Consider the following 20907-nt stretch of genomic DNA (forward strand, 5'->3'; position numbering starts at 1 on the left):
TCGAAGATGAACATCCATGAGTATCAAGGCAAGGCGCTGCTGAAGAGCTTTGGCGCGCCGGTGGCCGAAGGTGTGCCGGTGTTCAAGGCGAGCGAGGCGGAAGCCGCCGCCAAGGCGCTGCCCGGCCCGCTCTACGTGGTGAAGAGCCAGATCCATGCCGGCGGCCGCGGCAAGGGTAAATTCAAGGAGCTCGGCCCCGACGCCAAGGGTGGTGTCAGGTTGGCGAAGTCGGTGGCCGACGTGGTCGCCAACGCCAACGAGATGCTTGGGCATACGCTGGTGACCAAGCAAACCGGTCCGGCCGGCAAGCAGGTCAACCGTCTCTACATCGAGGACGGCGCTGACATCGAACGCGAGCTCTATCTGTCGATCCTGGTCGATCGCTCGGTCGGCCGCGTTGCCTTCGTCGTCTCGACCGAAGGCGGCATGGACATCGAGGCGGTCGCGCACGACACGCCGGAAAAGATCATCACCGTCGCCATCGACCCGGAAAAGGGCGTCACATCTGCCGATCTGAAGGCGCTCAATGGCGCGCTGAAGCTCGACGGCGACGCGGGCCGGGATGGCGATACGCTGTTCCCGATCCTCTACAAGGCCTTTGTCGAGAAGGACATGAGCCTGCTCGAGGTCAATCCGCTGATCGTCATGAAGAACGGCCGGTTGCGCGTGCTCGATGCCAAAGTGTCGTTCGACAACAACGCGCTGTTCCGCCACCCCGACGTGCTCGAACTGCGCGACACCACCGAAGAGGACGAGAAGGAGATCGAGGCGTCGAAATACGACCTCGCCTATGTCGCGCTCGACGGCAATATCGGCTGCATGGTCAACGGCGCCGGCCTCGCCATGGCGACGATGGACATCATCAAGCTCTATGGCGCCGAGCCGGCCAACTTCCTCGATGTCGGCGGTGGCGCGTCGAAGGAGAAGGTGACGGCGGCGTTCAAGATCATCACCAAGGATCCGGCGGTCAAGGGCATCCTGATCAACATCTTCGGCGGCATCATGAAGTGCGACATCATCGCCGAGGGCGTCATTGCCGCGGTCAAGGAAGTCGGCCTCGAAGTGCCGCTGGTGGTGCGCCTGGAAGGCACCAATGCCGAGCTCGGCAAGAAGATCATCAACGACAGCGGCCTCAACGTGGTGTCGGCCGATGATCTTGACGACGCGGCCAAGAAGATCGTGGCGGCGGTGAAGGGCTGATCTGGTGCCTCCGCGCAAGATAAACCTGGTCGAGGCGGCGGATCAAATGATCAAGAAAGTCTTCGATCCGCACATCGCTGGCGACGTGAATGACAGCCAGGCGAAAGTCGCCAAGTTCGGCGAGGTCTTCGACTGGCACGCGCATGACAATGAGGATGAAGCCTTCCTCGTGCTGCGCGGCCGCATTGCCATCGATTTCCGCGACGGTCCGGTCGAACTCGGCGAGGGCGACTTCATGGTCGTGCCGCGCGGTGTCGAGCACCGGCCGCGCTCGCTCAGCACGGAACCCGTGGTGCTGATGTTCGAGCCGGCGACGACGCTCAACACCGGTAATGCCAAGAGCGACCTTACCGTCGCCGATCTGAAGCGGCTTTGACCATGAACGCGGCACCGTCCTTCTCGCTCTCGGCTGATCATCAGCGCCTGCAGGCGTTGGTCGGCGCGTGGCGTGGCGAGGAAGAGGTGTCGGCGACGCAATGGACGGCAGCCGGCGCCGCGACGGCCGAAGTGCTTGCCGAGGCCGAGTTCGGCGGGCTGTTCGTGGTGCAGCGCTATCGCCAGAGCCGCGACGGCACGGTTTCCTTCGCCTCGCACAATGTGTTGGGCTTCGACCAGCAAGACAGCGTCGTCACCATGCATCAGTTCGATTCGATCGGCTTTGTGCCGGCCGCACCGGCAACAGGTACGTGGGGTGGCAATACGCTGACGCTGCTGCGCTCGTCGCCGCGCGGGTCGGCGCGGGTGACCTACGATTTCGACAGCAATGACAGTTACCGCATGAGACTACAGTTCCAAGCCGCCGGCAGCGATGCCTGGCAAGACATGGTGAGCGGCGTCTACAGCCGTGTCTCACCTTCCTCGATCAACGACTTCTAAGAAAAAGGGCCACCATGTCCATTCTCGTCGACAAGAACACCAAGGTGCTGGTGCAGGGCCTGACCGGCAAGACCGGCACGTTCCACACCGAACAGGCGTTGGCCTATCACGGGACAAAAATGGTCGGCGGTATCCATCCCAAGAAGGGTGGCGAGACCTGGACCGGCTCGAAGGGCGAGAGCCTGCCGATCTTCGCCACTGTCGCCGAGGGCAAGGAAAAGACCGGCGCCAACGCGTCCGTCGTTTATGTGCCGCCGGCGGGTGCCGCCGAAGCCATCCTGGAAGCGATCGAGGCCGAGATCCCGCTGATCATCTGCATCACCGAAGGCATTCCGGTGATGGACATGATCAAGGTCAAGGCCAGGCTCGACCGTTCGACCTCGCGGCTGATCGGCCCGAACTGCCCGGGCGTGCTCACCCCCAATGAATGCAAGATCGGCATCATGCCCGGAAACATTTTCCGCAAGGGCTCGGTCGGTGTTGTTTCGCGCTCGGGAACGCTTACCTATGAGGCCGTGTTCCAGACCACCAATGTCGGCCTCGGCCAGACCACAGCCGTCGGCATTGGCGGCGATCCCGTCAAGGGCACCGAATTCATCGATGTGCTCGAGATGTTCCTAGCCGATGACGAGACCAAGTCGATCATCATGATCGGCGAGATCGGCGGTTCGGCCGAGGAAGACGCCTCGCAGTTCCTCAAGGACGAAGCCAAGCGTGGCCGCAAGAAGCCGATGGCCGGCTTCATCGCCGGGCGCACGGCGCCGGCCGGCCGCACCATGGGTCATGCCGGCGCGGTCATCTCCGGCGGCAAGGGTGGCGCCGAGGACAAGATTGCGGCGATGGAATCGGCCGGGATAAAAGTTTCGCCCTCGCCGGCACGGCTTGGCACGACGCTGGTCGAGGCGATCAAGGGTTAAGGCAGTAAGGGAGTAGGGCAGTAGGGGAATAGGAAGAACGGGACGAGCGCGGCAACCGCCTGCTTCCCCTACTGCCCTACTCCCCTCCAAAAACAGGAGACGGAGCGCGGCTCCGCTAAGTGACATGGCAAGACAAGATCAGGCCAACGACCAATTTTCGCTCACCTCTTTCCTCTATGGCGGCAACGCCGACTATATCGACGCGCTTTACGCCGCCTATGAGGACGATCCGGCCTCGGTCAATCCAGAATGGCAGGAGTTCTTCGCCGGGCTGAAGGACGACGCGGGCGATGTGCGCAAGAACGCCAAGGGCGCCTCCTGGGCGAAGCCCTCCTGGCCGCTGCAGGCCAATGGTGAACTGGTGTCGGCGCTCGACGGCAACTGGGGCATCGTCGAGAAGCATCTGGAAAAGAAGGTCAAGGACAAGGCCGTCGTCAACGGTATCGTCCTTTCCGACGCCGACGTGCACCAAGCGACGCGCGATTCGGTGCGCGCCATCATGATGATCCGCGCCTATCGTATGCGTGGCCATCTGCACGCCAATCTCGACCCGCTCGGCATCGCCAAGCCGCTCGAGGACTACAACGAATTGTCGCCGGAGAATTACGGCTTCACCGCCGCCGACTACGACCGGCCAATCTTCCTCGACAATGTGCTCGGGCTCGAATTCGGCACCATCCGGCAGATGCTGGAGATCCTGACGCGCACCTATTGCTCGACGCTCGGCGTCGAGTTCATGCATATTTCCGATCCTGAGGAAAAGGCCTGGATCCAGGCGCGCATCGAGGGCGCCGACAAGGAGATCTCCTTCACCGCCACCGGCAAGAAGGCGATCCTGCAGAAGCTGGTCGAGGCCGAAGGCTTCGAGCAGTTCATCGACGTCAAGTACAAGGGCACCAAGCGCTTCGGCCTCGACGGCAGTGAATCGCTGATCCCGGCGCTGGAGCAGATCGTCAAGCGCGGGGGCCAGCTCGGCATGAAGGAAATCGTGCTCGGCATGGCGCATCGCGGCCGGCTGAACGTGCTTTCCCAGGTGATGGCCAAGCCGCACCGCGCCATCTTCCACGAGTTCAAGGGTGGCTCGGCAGCACCCGACGAGGTCGAGGGCTCGGGCGACGTCAAGTACCATCTCGGCGCCTCGTCGGACCGCGAGTTCGACGGCAACAAGGTGCATCTGTCGCTGACCGCCAACCCCTCGCATCTGGAAATCGTCGATCCGGTGGTGATGGGCAAGGCGCGCGCCAAGCAGGATTATCTGTTCGGCCGCAGCCGCGAGGAAATCGTGCCGCTGGAAGAGCGCGCCAAGGTGCTGCCGCTGCTGCTGCACGGCGATGCCGCCTTCGCCGGCCAGGGCGTGATCGCCGAAATCCTCGGCCTGTCCGGCCTGCGCGGCCACCGCGTCGCCGGCACGCTGCATTTCATCATCAACAACCAGATCGGCTTCACCACCAACCCGCGCTTCTCGCGCTCGTCGCCCTATCCGTCCGACGTGGCCAAGATGATCGAAGCGCCGATCTTCCACGTCAATGGCGACGACCCGGAAGCCGTGGTCCATGCCACCAAGGTGGCGATCGAATTCCGCATGAAGTTCCACAAGCCTGTTGTGGTCGACATGTTCTGCTACCGCCGCTTCGGCCACAATGAGGGCGACGAGCCGGCCTTCACCCAGCCGATCATGTATCGCAACATCCGCATCCACAAGACGACGGTGCAGATCTATGGCGACCGGCTGATCGCCGAGGGCCACATCACCCAGGCCGAGCTCGACCAGCTGAAGGCCGACTGGCGGGCGCATCTGGAATCCGAGTGGGAAGTCGGCCAGCACTACAAGCCCAACAAGGCCGACTGGCTCGACGGCGCCTGGTCGGGCCTGCGCACGGCCGACAACCAGGACGAACAGCGGCGCGGCAAGACCGCCGTGCCGGTCAAGACGCTGAAGGAAATCGGCAAGAAGCTGACCGAGGTGCCGAAGGATTTCGAGGCGCACAAGACGATCATCCGCTTCCTCGAGAACCGTCGCCAGGCGATCGAATCCGGCGAAGGCATCGACTGGTCGACGGCCGAGGCGCTGGCTTTCGGCGCCATCCTGCTCGACGGCAATCCGATCCGCCTGTCGGGCCAGGATTCCGAACGCGGCACCTTTTCGCAGCGCCATTCCGTGCTTTACGACCAGCGCGACGAGACCCGCTATATCCCGCTCAACAATCTGTCGGCCGCACAGGCCGGCTACGAAGTCATCAACTCGATGCTGTCGGAAGAGGCGGTGCTGGGTTTCGAATATGGCTACAGCCTGGCCGAACCGAAGGCGCTGACTCTGTGGGAAGCGCAGTTTGGCGACTTCGCCAACGGCGCCCAGGTGGTGTTCGACCAGTTCATCTCGTCGGGCGAACGCAAGTGGCTCAGAATGTCGGGCCTCGTCTGCCTGCTGCCGCATGGCTATGAAGGCCAGGGTCCAGAGCATTCCTCGGCCCGCCTCGAGCGCTTCCTGCAGCTTTGCGCCGAAGACAACATGCAAGTGGCGAACTGCACGACGCCGGCTAACTACTTCCACATCCTGCGCCGGCAGCTGAAGCGCGACTTCCGCAAGCCGCTGATCCTGATGACGCCGAAGTCGCTGCTGCGCCACAAGCGGGCGGTGTCGACGCTGCCGGAAATTTCCGGCGAAAGCTCGTTCCACCGGCTTTTGTGGGACGATGCCCAGCTCTTGCCCAACCAGGCGATCAAGCTCACCAAGGATTCGAAGATCCGCCGCGTCGTGCTGTGCTCGGGCAAGGTCTATTACGACCTCTACGAGGAGCGCGAGAAGCGCGGCATCAACGACATCTATCTGCTGCGCGTCGAACAGCTCTATCCGTTCCCGGCCAAGGCGCTGATCACGGAACTGTCGCGTTTCCGCAATGCCGAGATGGTGTGGTGCCAGGAGGAGCCCAAGAACATGGGCGCCTGGTCGTTCATCGACCCGTATCTGGAATGGGTGCTGGCGCATATCGACGCCAAGCATCAGCGGGTGCGCTACACCGGCCGTCCGGCAGCCGCCTCGCCGGCGACCGGACTGATGTCGAAGCACCTCGCCCAGCTCGCCGCCTTGCTCGAAGACGCGCTCGGTGAATAGAACAGATCCGGGCTGACAAAACAGAACCGAAAGAAACGGACAGGCACAATGGCTACCGAAATCCGCGTTCCCACTCTCGGCGAATCCGTCACCGAAGCGACCGTCGGCAAATGGTTCAAGAAGGTCGGCGACACCATCGCCGCCGATGAGCCGCTGCTCGAGCTCGAGACCGACAAGGTGACGGTGGAGGTGCCTGCCGCAGCCGCCGGCACGCTGGGCGAGATCACCGTCAAGGAAGGTGAAACGGTCGGCGTTGGCGCGCTGCTGGGTTCGATTTCGGCGGGCGGCGGGGCTGCCGCTCCAGCGACCAAGCCACAGGCGGTGTCGCAGGCCTCGTCGCCGGATGCGGCATCGACCGGCAAGCAGGCCGCGGCCGAGACCGCCAAGATCGCCGGCGACGCCGGCGCGGTCGAGCCGCGCAGCATGCCGCCGGCCCCGGCCGCGGCAAAACTGATCGCCGAGCACAATCTGGCGGTCGACCAGCTCTCCGGTTCGGGCAAGCGCGGCCAGGTGCTGAAGGGCGACGTGCTCGACGCGATCTCCAAGGGTGCACCGTCGCAGCCGGCCGAGACGCCCAAGGCAGCGCCGGCGCCGGTTGCGGTGCGCGCGCCGTCCTCGGGCGACGATGCGTCGCGCGAGGAGCGCGTGCGCATGACCAAATTGCGCCAGACCATCGCACGCCGCCTCAAGGAAGCGCAGTCGACCGCCGCCATGCTGACCACCTTCAACGAGGTCGACATGAGCGCGGTGATGGCGCTCAGGAGCAAATACAAGGACGTGTTCGAGAAGAAGCATGGCGTGAAGCTCGGCTTCATGGGCTTCTTCACCAAGGCCGTCACCCACGCGCTGAAGGAAATCCCCTCGGTCAACGCCGAGATCGATGCCACCGACATCATCTTCAAGAACTACGCCCATATCGGCGTCGCCGTCGGCACCGAAAAGGGCCTCGTCGTGCCGGTCGTGCGCGATGCCGACCAGATGTCGATCGCCGAGATCGAAAAGGAAATCGGCCGCCTGGGCATCGCCGCGCGCGACGGCAAGCTGTCGGTTGCGGATATGCAAGGCGGTACGTTTACGATTTCCAACGGTGGCGTTTACGGGTCGCTGATGTCGACGCCGATCCTCAATGCGCCGCAGTCGGGCATTTTGGGCATGCACAAGATCCAGGATCGGCCGGTGGTGGTCGGCGGCCAGATCGTGATCCGGCCGATGATGTATCTGGCACTCAGCTACGATCACCGCATCGTCGACGGCAAGGAAGCGGTGACCTTCCTGGTGCGCGTCAAGGAAAGCCTGGAGGATCCGGAACGGCTGGTGCTCGATCTCTGACCGCCGGTCTGAGCGAGAGGGGAGTTCTATGAGGTACTTTCTGCAGGCGCTTTCCTCGGCTGCGTTGGCCGCAGGGTTTACCGCCTTCAGTCCTCAGGCCCAGGCGGACGAGGTACCGCCATCGCAGTACCTCCCTGTACTGGATTTCTATGCCGATTCGCTCGTGACGGCCCGCTCCATTGCGGCAGTCTGCGCGCCGCCATCCTCACCTGCTCGCGACGACAAGGCCTGGGAGGAAGCGGCAGAGATCCTCGTTGCGTCGCTCTGGGCCGACGGCTTTCCCGCCGACTTCGTCAGGAGTGTCAAGGCGCGGCTCGATCACCCGCTGATCCCTGCGAAAATCGACTGCAATAACGGCAGCAAAATCGACGAACTCGCAGGCTCGGAGGATGAGGGGTGGGTTCAACTCATCAAGGGAATGCTGAAAGGCACGGGACTCCGGGCGGTCGAAACGCCGGTTTCCGATGCCCAGTGGACAGAGATCAAGGCAACGATCGAAGGTGATCTGCCGGCGCAGACAAAGCTGTTCGATTGCGTCGGCGCTGTCGGGTTCGGATTGTTACCTACCTTGATCCATGACTGGAATGGCATGCTGATCGAAGTGGGGCAGAAGCTGATCGCAGCCGGCCTGCCGCGCGACGAAGTGAGCGCGGAACTGAACGCAGCCGACGCCAACCACCTCTGGCACAAACCGGATGCGGCGACGCTGGCCTCGCTGAGACGGAGCTGCAAGGAGGACAAGGGCTGGTACGAAAGGCTTGCGACGATGAGCTATGCCGGCATCAGCGTGGAGGTGGGCAAACGCCTGCCCGCCCTTTCGACCTCAGAGACGGGAGACCAGTAGGCATGGCCCTGAGCACGGCTGCGTCGGAGTGCCGGCGGGGTGGCGATGTCGCCCAGGCATTGGCGCCCCGAACGCGATGACGATACGTGTCGGCGGTTCGCTGGTTTCCTTCGCGGTCGGCCTCGGGTGGCCTCTGGCTGCCGTAGCCGGCTGCCCGATCGAGCTTGCCGTCTATGGCGAGGCCCAAAGCGGCAGCGAGATCGACTTTACCCCGACCGGCACCTCGGCGACGGTGACCAACAGCTTCCGGATGATCCTCGACAATAATGTGGTGCTGAACGGCATCGTCATGTGGAACGAGGGTGTGTCGCGGCCGAACGGCGTGCTGATGTACAAATGCCCGGAGGGCGACGTCACCGGCGAGGAGCTTGCCGCCTGCACGTCCTGGCACGGCGTCATCTACACGTCGGATGACAAGGGCAGCATCGGGCTGCTGCCGGCAGAAGGCGTCGAAGCGCCGAAGACGCTGATCCTGCCGGATCTTGGTCAGTCGTTGCGCCAATCCTCGGCCTATGGCGGCAGCGGATTTTCGAAAGTGCCCTGGGATGTGTTTGCCTTGAAGGGATGCCAGGAATGAGCCGGTCGCAAAAGGTACTGCTGGTCACCGGTGGCAGTCGCGGCATCGGCGCCGCGATCTGCCGGCTCGGCTCGAAGGCCGGCTATCGCGTCGCGGTCAACTACGCTGCGAATCAGGACGCCGCCGATGCGCTGGTCGCCGAAATCCAGGCCGCCGGCGGCGAAGCTTTTGCGGTCAAGGGCGATGTTGGCGTTGAGGCCGATATCGTTGCCATGTTCGCCGCCGTCGACCGCGCCTATGGCCGGCTCGATGCCTTCGTCAACAATGCCGGTATCGTCGACGTCAAGGCGCGCGTCGACGAGATGGACGTTTCGCGGCTGGAGCGCATGATGCGCATCAATGTCGTCGGTTCGTTCCTGTGCGCCCGCGAAGCGGTCAAGCGCATGTCGACCCGCCATGGCGGCGAGGGCGGATCCATCGTCAACATCTCGTCGGCGGCGGCGGTGCTGGGCGCGCCGGACAACTATGTCGACTATGCAGCGTCCAAGGGCGCCATCGACACCTTTACCATCGGGCTTGCCCGCGAGGTGGCGTTGGAAGGCATCCGCGTCAACGCGGTTCGGCCGGGCATCATCGACACGGAGATTCATGCTTCCGGCGGACAGCCGGACCGGGTGACACTGATCCAGGACACCCTTCCGATGAAACGAGCCGGCACAGCGGATGAAGTCGCGGGCGCGGTTCTCTATCTTCTATCCGACGCGGCGTCCTATACGACGGGCGCGATCCTGAATGTAAGCGGCGGCCGCTGAGCCCCAATCAAGAAGGACAGTATCATGGCTTATGACGTCGTTATCATCGGATCGGGACCGGGCGGCTATGTCTGCGCCATCAAGGCGGCGCAGCTCGGGCTGAAGACGGCGGTGGTCGAGAAGAACGCGACCTTCGGCGGCACCTGCCTCAACATCGGCTGCATTCCATCGAAGGCGCTGCTCCACGCCTCCGAGATGTTCGCCGAGGCCGGCCATTCCTTCGACACGCTCGGCGTCGAGATATCAGCGCCGAAATTGAACCTGAAGAAGATGATGGCGCACAAGGACGCGACGGTGTCGTCGAACGTCAACGGCGTCGCCTTCCTGTTCAAGAAGAACAAGATCGATAGCTTTCGCGGCACCGGCAAGGTGATCGCGGCCGGCAAGGTCTCTGTGACCGGCGAGGACGGCAAGGTCGAGGAGATCGAGACCAGGAACATCGTCATTGCCACCGGCTCGGATGTCGCCGGCATTCCCGGCGTCAAGGTCGAAATCGACGAGAAGGTGATCGTGTCGTCGACCGGCGCGCTGTCGCTGGACAAGGTGCCTGGTCATCTGGTGGTGGTCGGCGGCGGTGTCATCGGCCTCGAGCTCGGCTCTGTCTGGGCGCGGCTTGGCGCCAAGGTCACCGTCGTCGAATTCCTCGACACCATCCTGGGCGGCATGGACGGCGAGGTCTCCAAGCAGTTCCAGCGGCTGCTGTCGAAACAGGGTTTCGAGTTCAAGCTCGGCGCCAAGGTCACCGGCGTCGCCAAGGCCAAGAAGGGCGCGACCGTCACCTTCGAGCCGGTCAAGGGCGGCGCCGCCGAGACCATCGAGGTGGACGCGGTGCTGATCGCCACCGGGCGCCGCGCCTATGCCGACAGCCTCGGGCTGAAGGAGGCCGGCGTCGAGGTCGACGAGCGCGGCCGGGTCAAGACCGACGGGCATCTTCAGACCAACGTGCCCGGCATCTACGCCATCGGCGATGTCATCGCCGGGCCGATGCTGGCGCACAAGGCCGAGGACGAGGGCGTGGCGGTGGCGGAAACCATTGCCGGCCAGGCCGGCCATGTGAACTATGACGTCATTCCAAGCGTCGTCTACACCAGCCCGGAAATCGCCTCGGTCGGCAAGACCGAGGAAGAGCTGAAGATGGCCGGCATCGAGTACAAGGCGGGAAAATTCCCGTTCAGCGCCAATGGCCGGGCGCGCGCCATGCTGCACACTGACGGCTTCGTCAAGATTCTCGCCGACAAGGCCAGCGACCGCGTGCTCGGCGTTCATATCGTCGGCTTCGGCGCCGGCGAGATGATCCACGAGGCGGCGGTGCTGATGGAATTCGGCGGTTCCTCGGAAGATCTCGCCCGCACCTGCCATGCGCATCCAACGATGTCGGAAGCGGTCAAGGAGGCGGCGCTGGCGACCTTCTTCAAGCCGATCCACATCTAACGTCGTCATCCCAGGGCGGAGCAGGAGCGCAGCTCCGTCGCGGAGACCCTGGGATCCATGCCGCGACATCAGAGCGCTGCAGCGGTGCAGATATTTCTGTTCCGCTGCGTTCTTCGGCTGACCTCGCGGCATGGATCCTCGGGTCAAGCCCGAGGATGACGAACGTGTGGCGACACCACCCAAAGCAAAACGGCCCGCTTTTCAGCGGGCCGTTCGTATTTGATATCAAGCCGACCAGTTGGCCGACCAGTTGGCCGATCAGTTGGCCGGTGCGGCAGGAGCCGGTGCTGGCGCTGGAGCCGGCGCAGGCGCCGGGGCAGGTTCTGCAGGGGCAGGCGCCGCCGGAGCGGGTGCAGCCGGAGCTGGTTCGGCTGGCTTCATCGGTTCCGCAGGAGCCGGCGCAGGCGCCGGCGTGCTGGCCGCCGGCGGCTCGGCAGTTGCCGGATGCTCACCGCCGCTTCTTCCGAAAACATAATACGCGACAACCGCCAGAATAACGACGACCAGCGCAATCAGCCAGGTGCTACCGCCGCCACCGCCGCTTGGGCGTGGGGCGTTGGTGGACGAATTGAACGGGTCGTTTGGATTCGGTGTGTTCGCCATAAAAGTGTCCTCCGTGGATGAAAAATATCAATCAACACGACTCAACGCGCAATCGTTGAACAGGTTTCACGCTAGTCGAGGAAAACGCCGAAAACACGACGCCCGGACTATGCGACTCAGTTGACAGCGGTGACAGTATAGCCGGCTTTGCGGAAATCCTCGACCAGGCCCTCGGGACCGGGAAGGTGGAGGGCGCCGACCGCCATGAACGCATTGCCCCTGGCCAGGATCGGTTCGGCGTGCTCGACCATCACCTTGTTGCGGCTGGTGATCATGGTTTCCTCGAACGCCGCATAACCCGCGGGGTCGTCCTGCTCATCGGGCATGGCGGCGCGGAACAGCGGCCAGAACATGCCGGTGTCGCCGCGCTGGTAGAGAACAATCATGGTTTCGTTGATGTCGTTGACCTTGTCGCCCAGCTTCAGCGTGTCGACCAGACCCTTCATGTGAAAGGCGAGCGGCAGCGAGGCCATGGCGCGCAGCTGGCTGGCAGCCGTTTCCAAGCCTTCCACCGGCTTGCCGGCGGCCTTGGCACCTTCCGCAAGCTTGACGTCGAGCACCGGGGCGCCGCCGGACTGGCGGGCGAGTTCGCAAGCCGGAAGCGCCATCATGGCCGAGAGCATCCACGGCTTCATCTTGGCAACGGTTGCCGGCGGGATGCCGCGCGCGTCGAGGGCGGCATTCATGGCCGCCGCATCGTCCGGCGACAGCAATGACGACAGCGTCGTAGAGTCGGTGAACATCATCAGGTCCGGCTCCTTGAGCATAGCCGCCATCATCTGCTGCTTGTCGAGCACGTCGGTGGTTTCGATGACGATGGTGGCGGCGGCGTCATAGGCCTTCTGCGCAGCCGGCGGCAGCGCAGTGACGCGGGGGTCGGTCATGTGCATGGTGCCGAACAGGAAGGACGGTTTTTCGCCCGGCTTTTCCAGCTTCCACAGCAGGCCCTTGCCGTTGGGCGTGGCGGCGGCCTCCGCTTCGATCTTCTGATAGGCCGCCAGATCGCTCTTCTGCAAGGCCGACAGCATATCGGCGCCGGTGCAGGTTGGGATCTCGGCATGAGCCCTGCCGCCCGCGAACAGCAAGACGGCGAGGAACGACAGGAAAAACAGGACATTGAGCGCAACAAGCAGCTTCAGCGATACGGAAGCTGCACGGTCGGCGATGGCGATGACGCGTTTCATGGCCCTTTCCTAAGACCGAAAAGCGGCAAAACGGTTAACCGGCACTGCAAAATTGAAGCTTCATGCCCTTGGATGGGCTGATTCGTAGATTTCGAGCAGCCTGGCGGTGTCGACGCCGGTGTAGATCTGCGTCGTCGACAGGCTGGCGTGGCCAAGCAGCTCCTGGATGGTGCGCAAATCGCCGCCGCGGCCGAGCAGATGCGTGGCGAAGGAATGGCGCAGCGCGTGCGGCGTCGCTGTATCGGGCAGGTTGAGCGCCGAGCGCAGTTTGGCCATGTCGCGCTGGACGATGGCCGGGTTGAGCGGGCCGCCGCGCGCGCCGCGAAACAAAAGGCCCTTCGGGTCGAGGTGATAGGGGCACAGCCGGCGGTATTCGGCGATCGCCCGCAGCGCCACCGGCAGCACCGGCACCAGCCGGGTCTTGCCGCCCTTGCCGGTGACGCGCAGCACGGTGTCGGTCGCCAATGCCAGATCGGCGCCGGCGAGGCCGAGCGCCTCGGAAATGCGCAGGCCGGAGCCGTAGAGCAGTGTCAGCACGGCGGCGTTGCGGGCTGCGATCCATGGCTCTTCCGCCAGTTGGCCTTCGACGGAAACGATATGCTTTGCATCGCTTGCGGTCAGCGGCTTGGGCAGCGATTTGGGCTGGCGCGGCGCGCGCAGCGCGGCAGCACCCGCCGCATTGACGAGGCCGCGCCGTTCGAGGAACCGCAACAGCGAGCGGATACCTGCCAGCCCGCGGCCAAGCGTGCGGGCGCCGGCGCCGGCGTTGCGGCGGGCGGCGAGGAAACCGCGCAGATCGGCCGGGCGCAGATTGGCGATGTCCGAGATGCCGGGCGAGCCGCCACAATGGCCGGTAAGGAAATGCAGGAACTGGCGTGTGTCGCGCTCATAGGCTTCGACCGTCTCGGGCGACAGCCTGCGCTCGCGCGCCAGCATCTTCAGCCAGCTTTCACGCGCCGCCTGGAGGTCGGGTTTTGCCGGGATGAGGAATTCCTGCATGGCGTGCTTCCAATCTTTGTTTCATGCATGTCGTTGTCCCCAAAACCGGAGCTACTTTTGGGCGACATGCATTTGTCTTTATGCATGTCGTCATCCCAAAACCGGGAGCCACTTTTGGGCGACATGCATTGGCAACCATTTTCCGGCAGCCGGGTTAGGAAGCGGTGAAGAGCACGTCATTGAAATGACAATCGGGGAGGGTTAGAGCAAAGCCAAAGGATGTCGCGCCATGAGCAAGCCCCAGAACCCCGTCCAGATGGCCGTGATCGGCGCCGCCCACGGCATCAAGGGCGAATTGCGGGTGAAGACCTTCACCGGTGAGCCGCTGGCGCTGGCCGATTATGGGCCGCTCTATGCCAGGGACGGCCGCGCCTTCCAGATCATCGACATCAGACCCGCCAACACCGTCGTCGTGGTCCGCTTCAAGGGTGTTGCCGACCGCAACGCCGCCGAGGCGCTGGCCGGCACCGAACTGTTCGTCGACCGTTCGATGCTGCCCGACGATGGCGAAGAGGACGAATTCTATCATGCCGATCTCGTCGGCCTCGAGGTCCGGGACGACACCGGCGCTGCCATCGGCAAGGTTGTCGCCGTGCACAATTTTGGCGGCGGCGACATTCTCGATGTAACGCTGGGCGGACGCAAGGGCGTGCTGATCCCGTTCACGCAGGCCGCCGTGCCGCAAGTGTCGATCGCCGAGGGTTTTGTCCGCGTCGATCCGGCGGCGGCCGGGCTTGTCGAGGACGAGGATGGCGATGGCCCTCGCGAAGAAGACTTCGACCCGAAGGGCAGGCCGCGTGGACCGAGCGATGCCGGGGGCAACCGGTGACGTTCAAAGCCTCGGTGCTGACGCTCTATCCCGAGATGTTTCCGGGCGCGCTCGGGCTGTCGCTCGCCGGCCGGGCGCTGGAGGCCGGCACATGGTCGCTGGAAGCGATCCAGATCCGCGACTTCGCCACCGACCGCCATCGGACCGTCGACGACACGCCGGCCGGCGGCGGCGCCGGCATGGTGATGCGCGCCGACGTGCTGGCCAAGGCCATCGACCACGCCTCGCCAGAGGGCGACGCGCGGCCGCGCCTGCTGATGAGCCCGCGTGGAAAACCGCTGAGGCAGGCGCGCGTGCGCGAACTGGCGGCCGGGCCGGGCGCGGTCATCCTGTGCGGCCGTTTCGAGGGTGTCGACCAGCGGCTGATCGAGGCGCGCGGCCTGGAAGAGGTTTCGATCGGCGATTTCATCCTCTCCGGAGGTGAGCCGGCGGCCCTTGTGCTGCTCGACGCGGTGGTGCGGCTGTTGCCCGGTGTGATGGGCAATGCGGTGTCGGGCGAAGAAGAGAGTTTCGAGAACGGCTTGCTCGAACACCCGCACTACACCCGGCCACAGGAATTCGAGGGGCGCGAGATTCCCGAGGTGCTGATTTCCGGCAATCACAAGAAGATCGCCGCATGGCGGCGGGCGGCGTCCGAGGCGCTGACGCAGGAACGGCGACCCGACCTGCCCGGCGCTCAGCCCTTGCTGGAGTAGTAGAAGGTGAGAAACAGGCCGACCGCGACGACGAAGCCGCGCACCAAATTCTGCGGCACGCGCTTGGCGATCCAGACCCCGGCATAGCCGCCGAGTGCGCCGCCCGGGATCATGATGATGGCTTGCGGCCAGGCGACGACGCCGCCCGAGACGAAGACGACGATCGCGACCGCGGCGACGACTATGGCCAGCATGTTCTTCAGCGCGTTCAGCCGATGGTAGTCGCCGGCCTGGGTCAGGCCGAGCGTCGCCAGCATCATGACGCCCATGCCGGCGCCGAAGAAGCCGCCATAGATGGCGGTGAGAAACTGTGCCAGGGAACCGGCCAGCGACCCGACGGCCGCTTCATGCCCCGGTTTTGGCGCCGGCTTCAGCCATGGCCCGGCGGCGAACAATGCGGTTGCGCCTAACAGCAGCCATGGCACCAGAACGCGAAACGACGGATTGTCGAGCGCCAGCAGGATCAGCGCGCCGACCAGCGCGCCGACCGCCGAGATCAGGCAGAGCAGCAGCGCGCCGCGCCAGAAATGCCGGATGTCGGCTGAGTAGGCCAGCGTCGAGGTGATGTAGCCTGGAAATTGCGTCACCGAGGAGGTGGCGTTGGCGACGATCGGCGGCAGGCCGACCAATGTCATGGCGCCGAAGGTGATGAATGTGCCGCCACCGGCTACCGCATTGGCGGTGCCTGACAGAAAGCCCGCGAGGAAAAGCAGGATGGCGTCGAAGATAGACATGGAAATGCCGCCGCAGAAAACTGTGCTGCGCCCGGCTTAGGAAGCTTGTAAGACGGACGCAACCCGGCACCGGAAGGTTATGATGGTGCCATGCGACCAAAAAAGACTCGGGATCGGGCGTGACAAAGCGTCGAAATAGCTGTATGTGCCCGCCGAACCGGAAGAACAATCTACCGGACCCGTCAACAATGACGGTGTAGTCGCCCCTGCCCGATGTCTTGGACACCCTGTGTCCTGGGACAAAGGGCATAGCCGAGCGGTCAGTGGAACTGCAAGGCGAGTGTCGGACGCTCTGACTGTCGGAAGAACAAGAAGTGGATTTTTGAGATGGATATTCTCCGTCAGCTCGAGGCCGAACAGGCCGCCAAGATCGAAGCCAAGCGCAAGCTTCCCGAATTCCAGCCCGGTGACACCGTGCGCGTCCAGGTCCGCGTGACCGAAGGCACCCGCACCCGCGTCCAGGCCTATGAGGGCGTCGTCATCGCCCGCGCCGGCTCCGGCTTCCAGGAAAATTTCACCGTCCGCAAGATCTCCTACGGCGAAGGCGTCGAGCGCGTGTTCCCGGTCTACTCGCCGATGGTCGAAGGCGTCGAGATCGTTCGCCGCGGCAAGGTGCGTCGCGCCAAGCTCTACTATCTGCGCGATCGTCGCGGCAAGTCGGCCCGTATCTCGGAAAACACCGGCGTGCGCGCCCGCAAGCTGAACGATGAGGAGCGCGATGCGCTGAACGCCGAAAAGGCCCGCATCGAGGCCGAGAAGGTGGCAGCCGCCGAGGCTCTGGCCGTCGAGAAGGCCGCCCAGGACGCCGCCGAGAAGAAGGCCGCCGACGAGGCAGCCAAGGCCGCGGAAGCCGCGACCGCCGAATAAGGTTTTCGACAAGCATGGTTTTAAAAGGCGGCTTCGGCCGCCTTTTTTCGTTTTGGGCGTTTCATGTCCTGGTAGAAAATCCGCGGTTGACTCAATTTACATCGTGTACTAAATAATCGTGCACAATATAAATGGAGACACGAGATGACCGCATTGTATTCCACTCAAGCTCGGGCCGTCGGCGGCCGCGCCGGCCATGTCCAGAGCGGCGATGGCCTGCTCAGCCTCGACCTTGCCATGCCGAAGGAACTGGGCGGCAAGGGTGGCGCCACCAATCCCGAACAGCTTTTCGCCGCCGGCTATGCCGCTTGCTTCGAAAGCGCCATGCGCTTCATCGCCGGCAAGCAGAAACTTCCGCTGCAGGACGCCTCGGTGACGGCCAATGTCAGCCTGCATCCCAATGGCCAGGGCGGTTTCCTGCTCGGCGTTTCGCTCGCGGCCGAGACGAAAGGTCTTGATCAGGCGGCAGCAGAGGCGCTTGTATCGGCGGCGCATCAGGTTTGCCCCTATTCCAACGCCATCAAGGGCAACATCGAGGTGGCGCTTTCGGCAAAGGCGCTTCCGGCAAAGGCAGCATGACCACCAGAACGACCCCTTCGCCCCTGGACGTCCCGGCGGATTTCGCCGGGATACCGAAGCTCGAGCAGCATCTCTGCTTCGCGCTCTATTCGGCGAGCGGGCTGATGACACGGCTCTACCGGCCGCTGCTCGAGCCGCTCGGCCTGACCTACCCGCAATATCTGACCATGCTGGCGCTGTGGGAGCATGCACCGCGCACCGTCGGCGAACTCGGTGATGCCTTGGGGCTCGATTCGGCAACGTTGACGCCGCTGCTCAAGCGCCTCGAAGCCAACGGCCTGGTCACACGCCGGCGCGATGCCGCCGACGAACGCCGGGTGCTGGTCGAACCGACGCATCAGGGCCAAGCACTGCGCGAGGGCGCCAAGGCGGTATCGGCCGCGATGCGTTGCCATTCAGTGCTCGATGGCGACGAGCTGAAATCCCTGCATCACTCCCTGACCCGGCTGATCGACGGTTTGCGGGAAGCGGGCGCCGATTGACGGGAGACCGCAAGGATCGTCCAGGAATTCCCGGATTGAAGGCACTGGAATCCGTTTTCGCGTCAGCTGACGCAGTGGACCGTCTTGCATGGCGCTTGCGGAAAGCTAAAGTCGGCGCCGGATTTCCTGCAAGCCCGGCCCCTGTCCGGGCCATTCAATTTCCGGGAGTGTGTCATGACCAAATCGAAACTGCTGCTGGCCGGCCTGCTTGCCCTCATCCTGGCGCCCGTCGCCGCATTCGCGCAGGCGCTGCCCGATCTCGGCGGCAAGAAGGTGGTGGTGGTGACCGAAAACGCCTATCCGCCGCTGCAGTTCATCGATGCCAAGACGGGAAAACAGATCGGCTGGGAATATGACGCGATGAACGAGATCGCCAAGCGGCTGAACTTCACCGTCGAGTACCAGAACACCTCCTGGGACGCGATGATCCAGGCGGTTTCCGACAACCAGTACAACATCGGCATGACCGGCATCACCATCAAGGACGACCGCAAGCAGAAGGTCGATTTCTCCGACCCCTATATGCGCTCGGAACAGTTCATGCTGGTGCGCGGCGACGAAAGCCGCTTCACCGACGCCAAAACCTTCGGCGCCTTCAAGGACGGACTGATCGGCGCCCAGGCCGGCACGACGCCCTTCTACACCGCCGTCTACAGCGTGCTCGACGGCAATGAGCAGAACCCGCGCATCAAACTGTTCGAGACTTTTGGCGCCACGGTGCAGGCGCTGAAGTCCGGCGACGTCGATGTCGTGTTGACAGACGGCACCGCGGGCAAGGGCTATGTCGACGCTTCCGAGGGCAAGCTGAAGCTGATCGGCGGGCCGCTCGGCACCGAGGATTTCGGGTTTATCTTCCCGAAGGGTTCCGATCTGGTGAAGCCGGTCAACGCAGCAATCGCGGTGCTGAAAGCGGACGGCACGTTCGACACGCTCAACAAGAAATGGTTCCTTGATTACAAGATGGGGCAGTAGTTCGTCTTGGTGCGCGCGTGGGGTGATGCTAGCGCGCTGACTCTGCGCTTGAACACCCCCCTCTGTCCTGCCGGACATCTCCCCCGCAAGGGGGGAGATCAGATGTCGCCTCGACTTTCGGCAATCGCCTATGTTGTAGCGCCGCCTGCGGAGCTGCCGATCTCCCCCCTTGCGGGGGAGATAGCCGGGAGGCCAGAGGGGGGTGCCTTGGTGCAGTCCTTCTGATGCAGGCCCCTTCCTCTTCCAAATCCGACTTCCCTTGGTGGCTCGTCGTGGCCGTGGCCATCGCGATTGCGGTGGCCGTCTTCGTCGCGACCAGCGACCTCTACGCCCAGGTTTTCGCCACCGTCGCCAAGGGCATCGGCATCACCGTCTTCGTCACCGTGGTTGCCTTCGTGCTGGCGTCCGCCATCGGACTGGGCATTTCGCTGATGGGGCTGTCGGGCTCGCGCTGGCTACGCCAGGTCGCCCGCTTCTATGTCGAGATCATCCGCGGCGTGCCGATCCTGGTGCTGTTGTTCTGGATCGCCTTCGTCGGCGCGCCGGCCTTTGTCGCGGGTTGGAACGCGCTGACCGCGCCGCTGCAGAATGCCGGCCTGCTGGGCGAATTGCTGGTGCGCGACGTGTCGCTCTTGTGGCGCGCCATCATGGCGCTGACCATCGGTTACTCGGCCTTCATCTCGGAGGTCTTTCGGGCCGGCATCCAGGCGGTCGAGAAAGGCCAGATCGAAGCGGCGAAAGCTCTCGGACTGACACGCGCGCAACGCTTCCGGCTGATCGTGTTTCCGCAGGCGATCCGCACCATCCTGCCGCCGCTCGGCAATGATTTCGTCGCTCTGGTCAAGGATTCCTCGCTGGTCTCGGTGCTCGGCGTCGCCGACATCACGCAGATGGGCAAGGTCTATGCCGCCGGCTCGTTCCGCTTCTTCGAGACCTATTCGATCGTCGCCTATGTCTATCTCATCCTGACCGTCGGCCTGTCGCTGGCTTTGCGGGCGCTGGAACGGCGGTTGCGCCGCCAGCACGAGGAATAGGTTTTGAACCAGGACAGCGGTATCTTGCTTTTATGCATGTCGTCGTCCCAAACCGCTGCGCACTTTTGGGCGACATGCATTAGCTGGGAGAAGCACGACCTATGATCGTCGACAAAGCCAATGCGGCGCTGGATTCCGTCTACACGGCCGATACGCCGGAAGCGCTGGCCGAGGCCTATGCCGCATGGGCCGCGACCTATGACAGCGAGACCGCGTCGCTCGGATATTTGCTGCCTTTCCTGATCACCGCCTGGGTGGCGCGCCACGTGCCGGCGGGCGAAGGGCCGCTGCTCGATGCCGGTTGCGGCACCGGCCTGTCGGGACCGTCGCTGAAGGCGCTCGGTTACAACGATATTGCCGGTCTCGACCTCTCCGACAACATGCTGAAAATCGCCGGCAGCCGCAATGCCTACAGCGAGCTCAAACAGGCGATGCTGGGCGGACCGCTGCCGTGGCCGGATGACCATTTCCGCGCCTTCTTCTCGACGGGCGTGTTCACCATCAGCCATGCGCCGGCATCGGGCCTGCATGAGCTGGTGCGCATCACCAGGAAGGGCGGGCACGCCATCTTCACCGTGCGCGACCAGGTTTTTGCGAACGGCGGGTTCCAGGCTGTTTTCGACGAACTGGAGCAGGCGAAAAAATGGCGGCCGGTCGAGCAGAGCCCGTGGTTCCGGTGCTACGCGATCGCCGAGCCCGACGCGCTGGTGAAGACTTTTGTCTTCGAGGTAGTTTGAGGGACGCATCTTTCCTTCTCCCACAAGGGGCCTGTTGCGTAATTCGCTGGTTGTGATTCTCTGAGACAGAAGCTCGGAGGACATCAGGATGGCAGTGAAGCGGACGGGTCAGTTGAGCTTGGCGGAGGCTTTTCTGGGCACCAAGCTTGTGGGC

General features: G+C 63.8%; 22 protein-coding genes. 19 read left to right on the forward strand and 3 right to left on the reverse strand.

Annotated features, from left to right (window positions below; translation table 11 throughout):
* Nucleotides 1-6 precede the first annotated feature (6 nt).
* The 11 genes from sucC (at nucleotide 7) to B5V02_RS41085 (ending at nucleotide 11535) form a co-directional block, all read left to right on the forward strand.
* On the forward strand, nucleotides 7-1200 hold the full coding sequence (gene sucC / locus B5V02_RS10435) for an ADP-forming succinate--CoA ligase subunit beta (protein WP_111544136.1): 1194 nt from the start codon (nucleotides 7-9) through the stop codon (nucleotides 1198-1200).
* Between the two features lie 4 nt (nucleotides 1201-1204).
* Entirely contained in the window at nucleotides 1205-1576 is a 372-nt protein-coding gene (locus B5V02_RS10440) for a cupin domain-containing protein (protein WP_111544137.1), read from the forward strand.
* A gap of 2 nt (nucleotides 1577-1578) precedes the next feature.
* Nucleotides 1579-2076, forward strand: a complete 498-nt coding sequence (locus B5V02_RS10445; protein ID WP_111544138.1) for a DUF1579 family protein — start codon at nucleotides 1579-1581, stop codon at nucleotides 2074-2076.
* Between the two features lie 14 nt (nucleotides 2077-2090).
* Nucleotides 2091-2993, forward strand: coding sequence for a succinate--CoA ligase subunit alpha (sucD, locus tag B5V02_RS10450; RefSeq protein WP_111544139.1), 903 nt, complete (start codon nucleotides 2091-2093; stop codon nucleotides 2991-2993).
* 124 nt (nucleotides 2994-3117) lie between these two features.
* Nucleotides 3118-6105, forward strand: a complete 2988-nt coding sequence (locus B5V02_RS10455; RefSeq protein ID WP_111544140.1) for a 2-oxoglutarate dehydrogenase E1 component — start codon at nucleotides 3118-3120, stop codon at nucleotides 6103-6105.
* Nucleotides 6106-6153: 48 nt separating this feature from the next.
* Nucleotides 6154-7434, forward strand: coding sequence for a 2-oxoglutarate dehydrogenase complex dihydrolipoyllysine-residue succinyltransferase (odhB, locus tag B5V02_RS10460; RefSeq protein ID WP_111544141.1), 1281 nt, complete (start codon nucleotides 6154-6156; stop codon nucleotides 7432-7434).
* A gap of 28 nt (nucleotides 7435-7462) precedes the next feature.
* Nucleotides 7463-8278 (forward strand): hypothetical protein, encoded by an 816-nt coding sequence (locus B5V02_RS10465; RefSeq protein WP_111544142.1) that lies wholly within the window; start codon nucleotides 7463-7465, stop codon nucleotides 8276-8278.
* Nucleotides 8279-8354: 76 nt separating this feature from the next.
* Complete coding sequence (locus B5V02_RS10470) at nucleotides 8355-8855, forward strand: hypothetical protein (RefSeq protein WP_245445844.1); 501 nt, start codon at nucleotides 8355-8357, stop codon at nucleotides 8853-8855.
* The gene (locus B5V02_RS10475; protein WP_111544143.1) at nucleotides 8852-9607 is read left to right on the forward strand and encodes an SDR family oxidoreductase; all 756 of its coding nucleotides are present in this window, start codon (nucleotides 8852-8854) and stop codon (nucleotides 9605-9607) included. Before B5V02_RS10470 ends, B5V02_RS10475 begins: the two co-directional genes overlap by 4 nt.
* Nucleotides 9608-9631: 24 nt before the next feature.
* Nucleotides 9632-11038, forward strand: a complete 1407-nt coding sequence (lpdA, locus tag B5V02_RS10480) for a dihydrolipoyl dehydrogenase (protein ID WP_111544144.1) — start codon at nucleotides 9632-9634, stop codon at nucleotides 11036-11038.
* Between the two features lie 155 nt (nucleotides 11039-11193).
* Entirely contained in the window at nucleotides 11194-11535 is a 342-nt protein-coding gene (locus B5V02_RS41085; protein ID WP_208647065.1) for a hypothetical protein, read from the forward strand.
* A gap of 222 nt (nucleotides 11536-11757) precedes the next feature.
* Here the strand turns inward: B5V02_RS41085 and B5V02_RS10490 are convergent, their stop codons facing one another.
* Together B5V02_RS10490 and B5V02_RS10495 are read right to left on the reverse strand one after the other, a co-directional pair.
* The gene (locus B5V02_RS10490; protein WP_111544145.1) at nucleotides 11758-12825 is read right to left on the reverse strand and encodes a TraB/GumN family protein; all 1068 of its coding nucleotides are present in this window, start codon (nucleotides 12823-12825) and stop codon (nucleotides 11758-11760) included.
* A gap of 60 nt (nucleotides 12826-12885) precedes the next feature.
* Nucleotides 12886-13824 (reverse strand): tyrosine recombinase XerC, encoded by a 939-nt coding sequence (locus B5V02_RS10495; RefSeq protein WP_111544146.1) that lies wholly within the window; start codon nucleotides 13822-13824, stop codon nucleotides 12886-12888.
* Between the two features lie 229 nt (nucleotides 13825-14053).
* Here B5V02_RS10495 and rimM point away from each other — a divergent pair, with 229 nt between their 5' ends.
* Complete coding sequence (gene rimM, locus B5V02_RS10500; protein ID WP_111544147.1) at nucleotides 14054-14653, forward strand: ribosome maturation factor RimM; 600 nt, start codon at nucleotides 14054-14056, stop codon at nucleotides 14651-14653.
* Nucleotides 14650-15348 (forward strand): tRNA (guanosine(37)-N1)-methyltransferase TrmD, encoded by a 699-nt coding sequence (gene trmD, locus B5V02_RS10505; protein ID WP_111544148.1) that lies wholly within the window; start codon nucleotides 14650-14652, stop codon nucleotides 15346-15348. The genes rimM and trmD overlap by 4 nt, the downstream gene beginning before the upstream one ends.
* On the opposite strand, the gene B5V02_RS10510 is transcribed toward trmD, so the two are convergent.
* Entirely contained in the window at nucleotides 15330-16082 is a 753-nt protein-coding gene (locus B5V02_RS10510) for a sulfite exporter TauE/SafE family protein (RefSeq protein ID WP_111544149.1), read from the reverse strand. The two genes, trmD and B5V02_RS10510, sit on opposite strands and share 19 nt — an antisense overlap.
* A gap of 327 nt (nucleotides 16083-16409) precedes the next feature.
* Between B5V02_RS10510 and rplS the strand changes: the two genes are divergently transcribed.
* The 6 genes from rplS (at nucleotide 16410) to B5V02_RS10550 (ending at nucleotide 20753) form a co-directional block, all read left to right on the forward strand.
* Nucleotides 16410-16949, forward strand: a complete 540-nt coding sequence (rplS, locus tag B5V02_RS10520) for a 50S ribosomal protein L19 (protein WP_111544150.1) — start codon at nucleotides 16410-16412, stop codon at nucleotides 16947-16949.
* A 144-nt stretch (nucleotides 16950-17093) separates the two neighbouring features.
* Entirely contained in the window at nucleotides 17094-17528 is a 435-nt protein-coding gene (locus B5V02_RS10525) for an organic hydroperoxide resistance protein (RefSeq protein ID WP_111544151.1), read from the forward strand.
* Nucleotides 17525-18010: a MarR family winged helix-turn-helix transcriptional regulator gene (locus B5V02_RS10530; protein WP_111544152.1), complete on the forward strand. Its 486-nt coding sequence runs from the start codon at nucleotides 17525-17527 to the stop codon at nucleotides 18008-18010. Before B5V02_RS10525 ends, B5V02_RS10530 begins: the two co-directional genes overlap by 4 nt.
* Nucleotides 18011-18184: 174 nt before the next feature.
* The gene (locus B5V02_RS10535; protein ID WP_111544153.1) at nucleotides 18185-18982 is read left to right on the forward strand and encodes a transporter substrate-binding domain-containing protein; all 798 of its coding nucleotides are present in this window, start codon (nucleotides 18185-18187) and stop codon (nucleotides 18980-18982) included.
* A 224-nt stretch (nucleotides 18983-19206) separates the two neighbouring features.
* Nucleotides 19207-20016 carry an amino acid ABC transporter permease gene (locus B5V02_RS10545; RefSeq protein WP_111544154.1) on the forward strand — a complete coding sequence of 270 codons (810 nt, stop codon included), beginning with the start codon at nucleotides 19207-19209 and terminating at the stop codon, nucleotides 20014-20016.
* A 101-nt stretch (nucleotides 20017-20117) separates the two neighbouring features.
* Nucleotides 20118-20753, forward strand: coding sequence for a class I SAM-dependent DNA methyltransferase (locus B5V02_RS10550; RefSeq protein WP_111544155.1), 636 nt, complete (start codon nucleotides 20118-20120; stop codon nucleotides 20751-20753).
* Nucleotides 20754-20907: the final 154 nt, after the last annotated feature.

Origin of the sequence: Mesorhizobium kowhaii (assembly GCF_003253745.1) — a bacterium.
GTDB classification, from domain to species: domain Bacteria; phylum Pseudomonadota; class Alphaproteobacteria; order Rhizobiales; family Rhizobiaceae; genus Mesorhizobium; species Mesorhizobium kowhaii.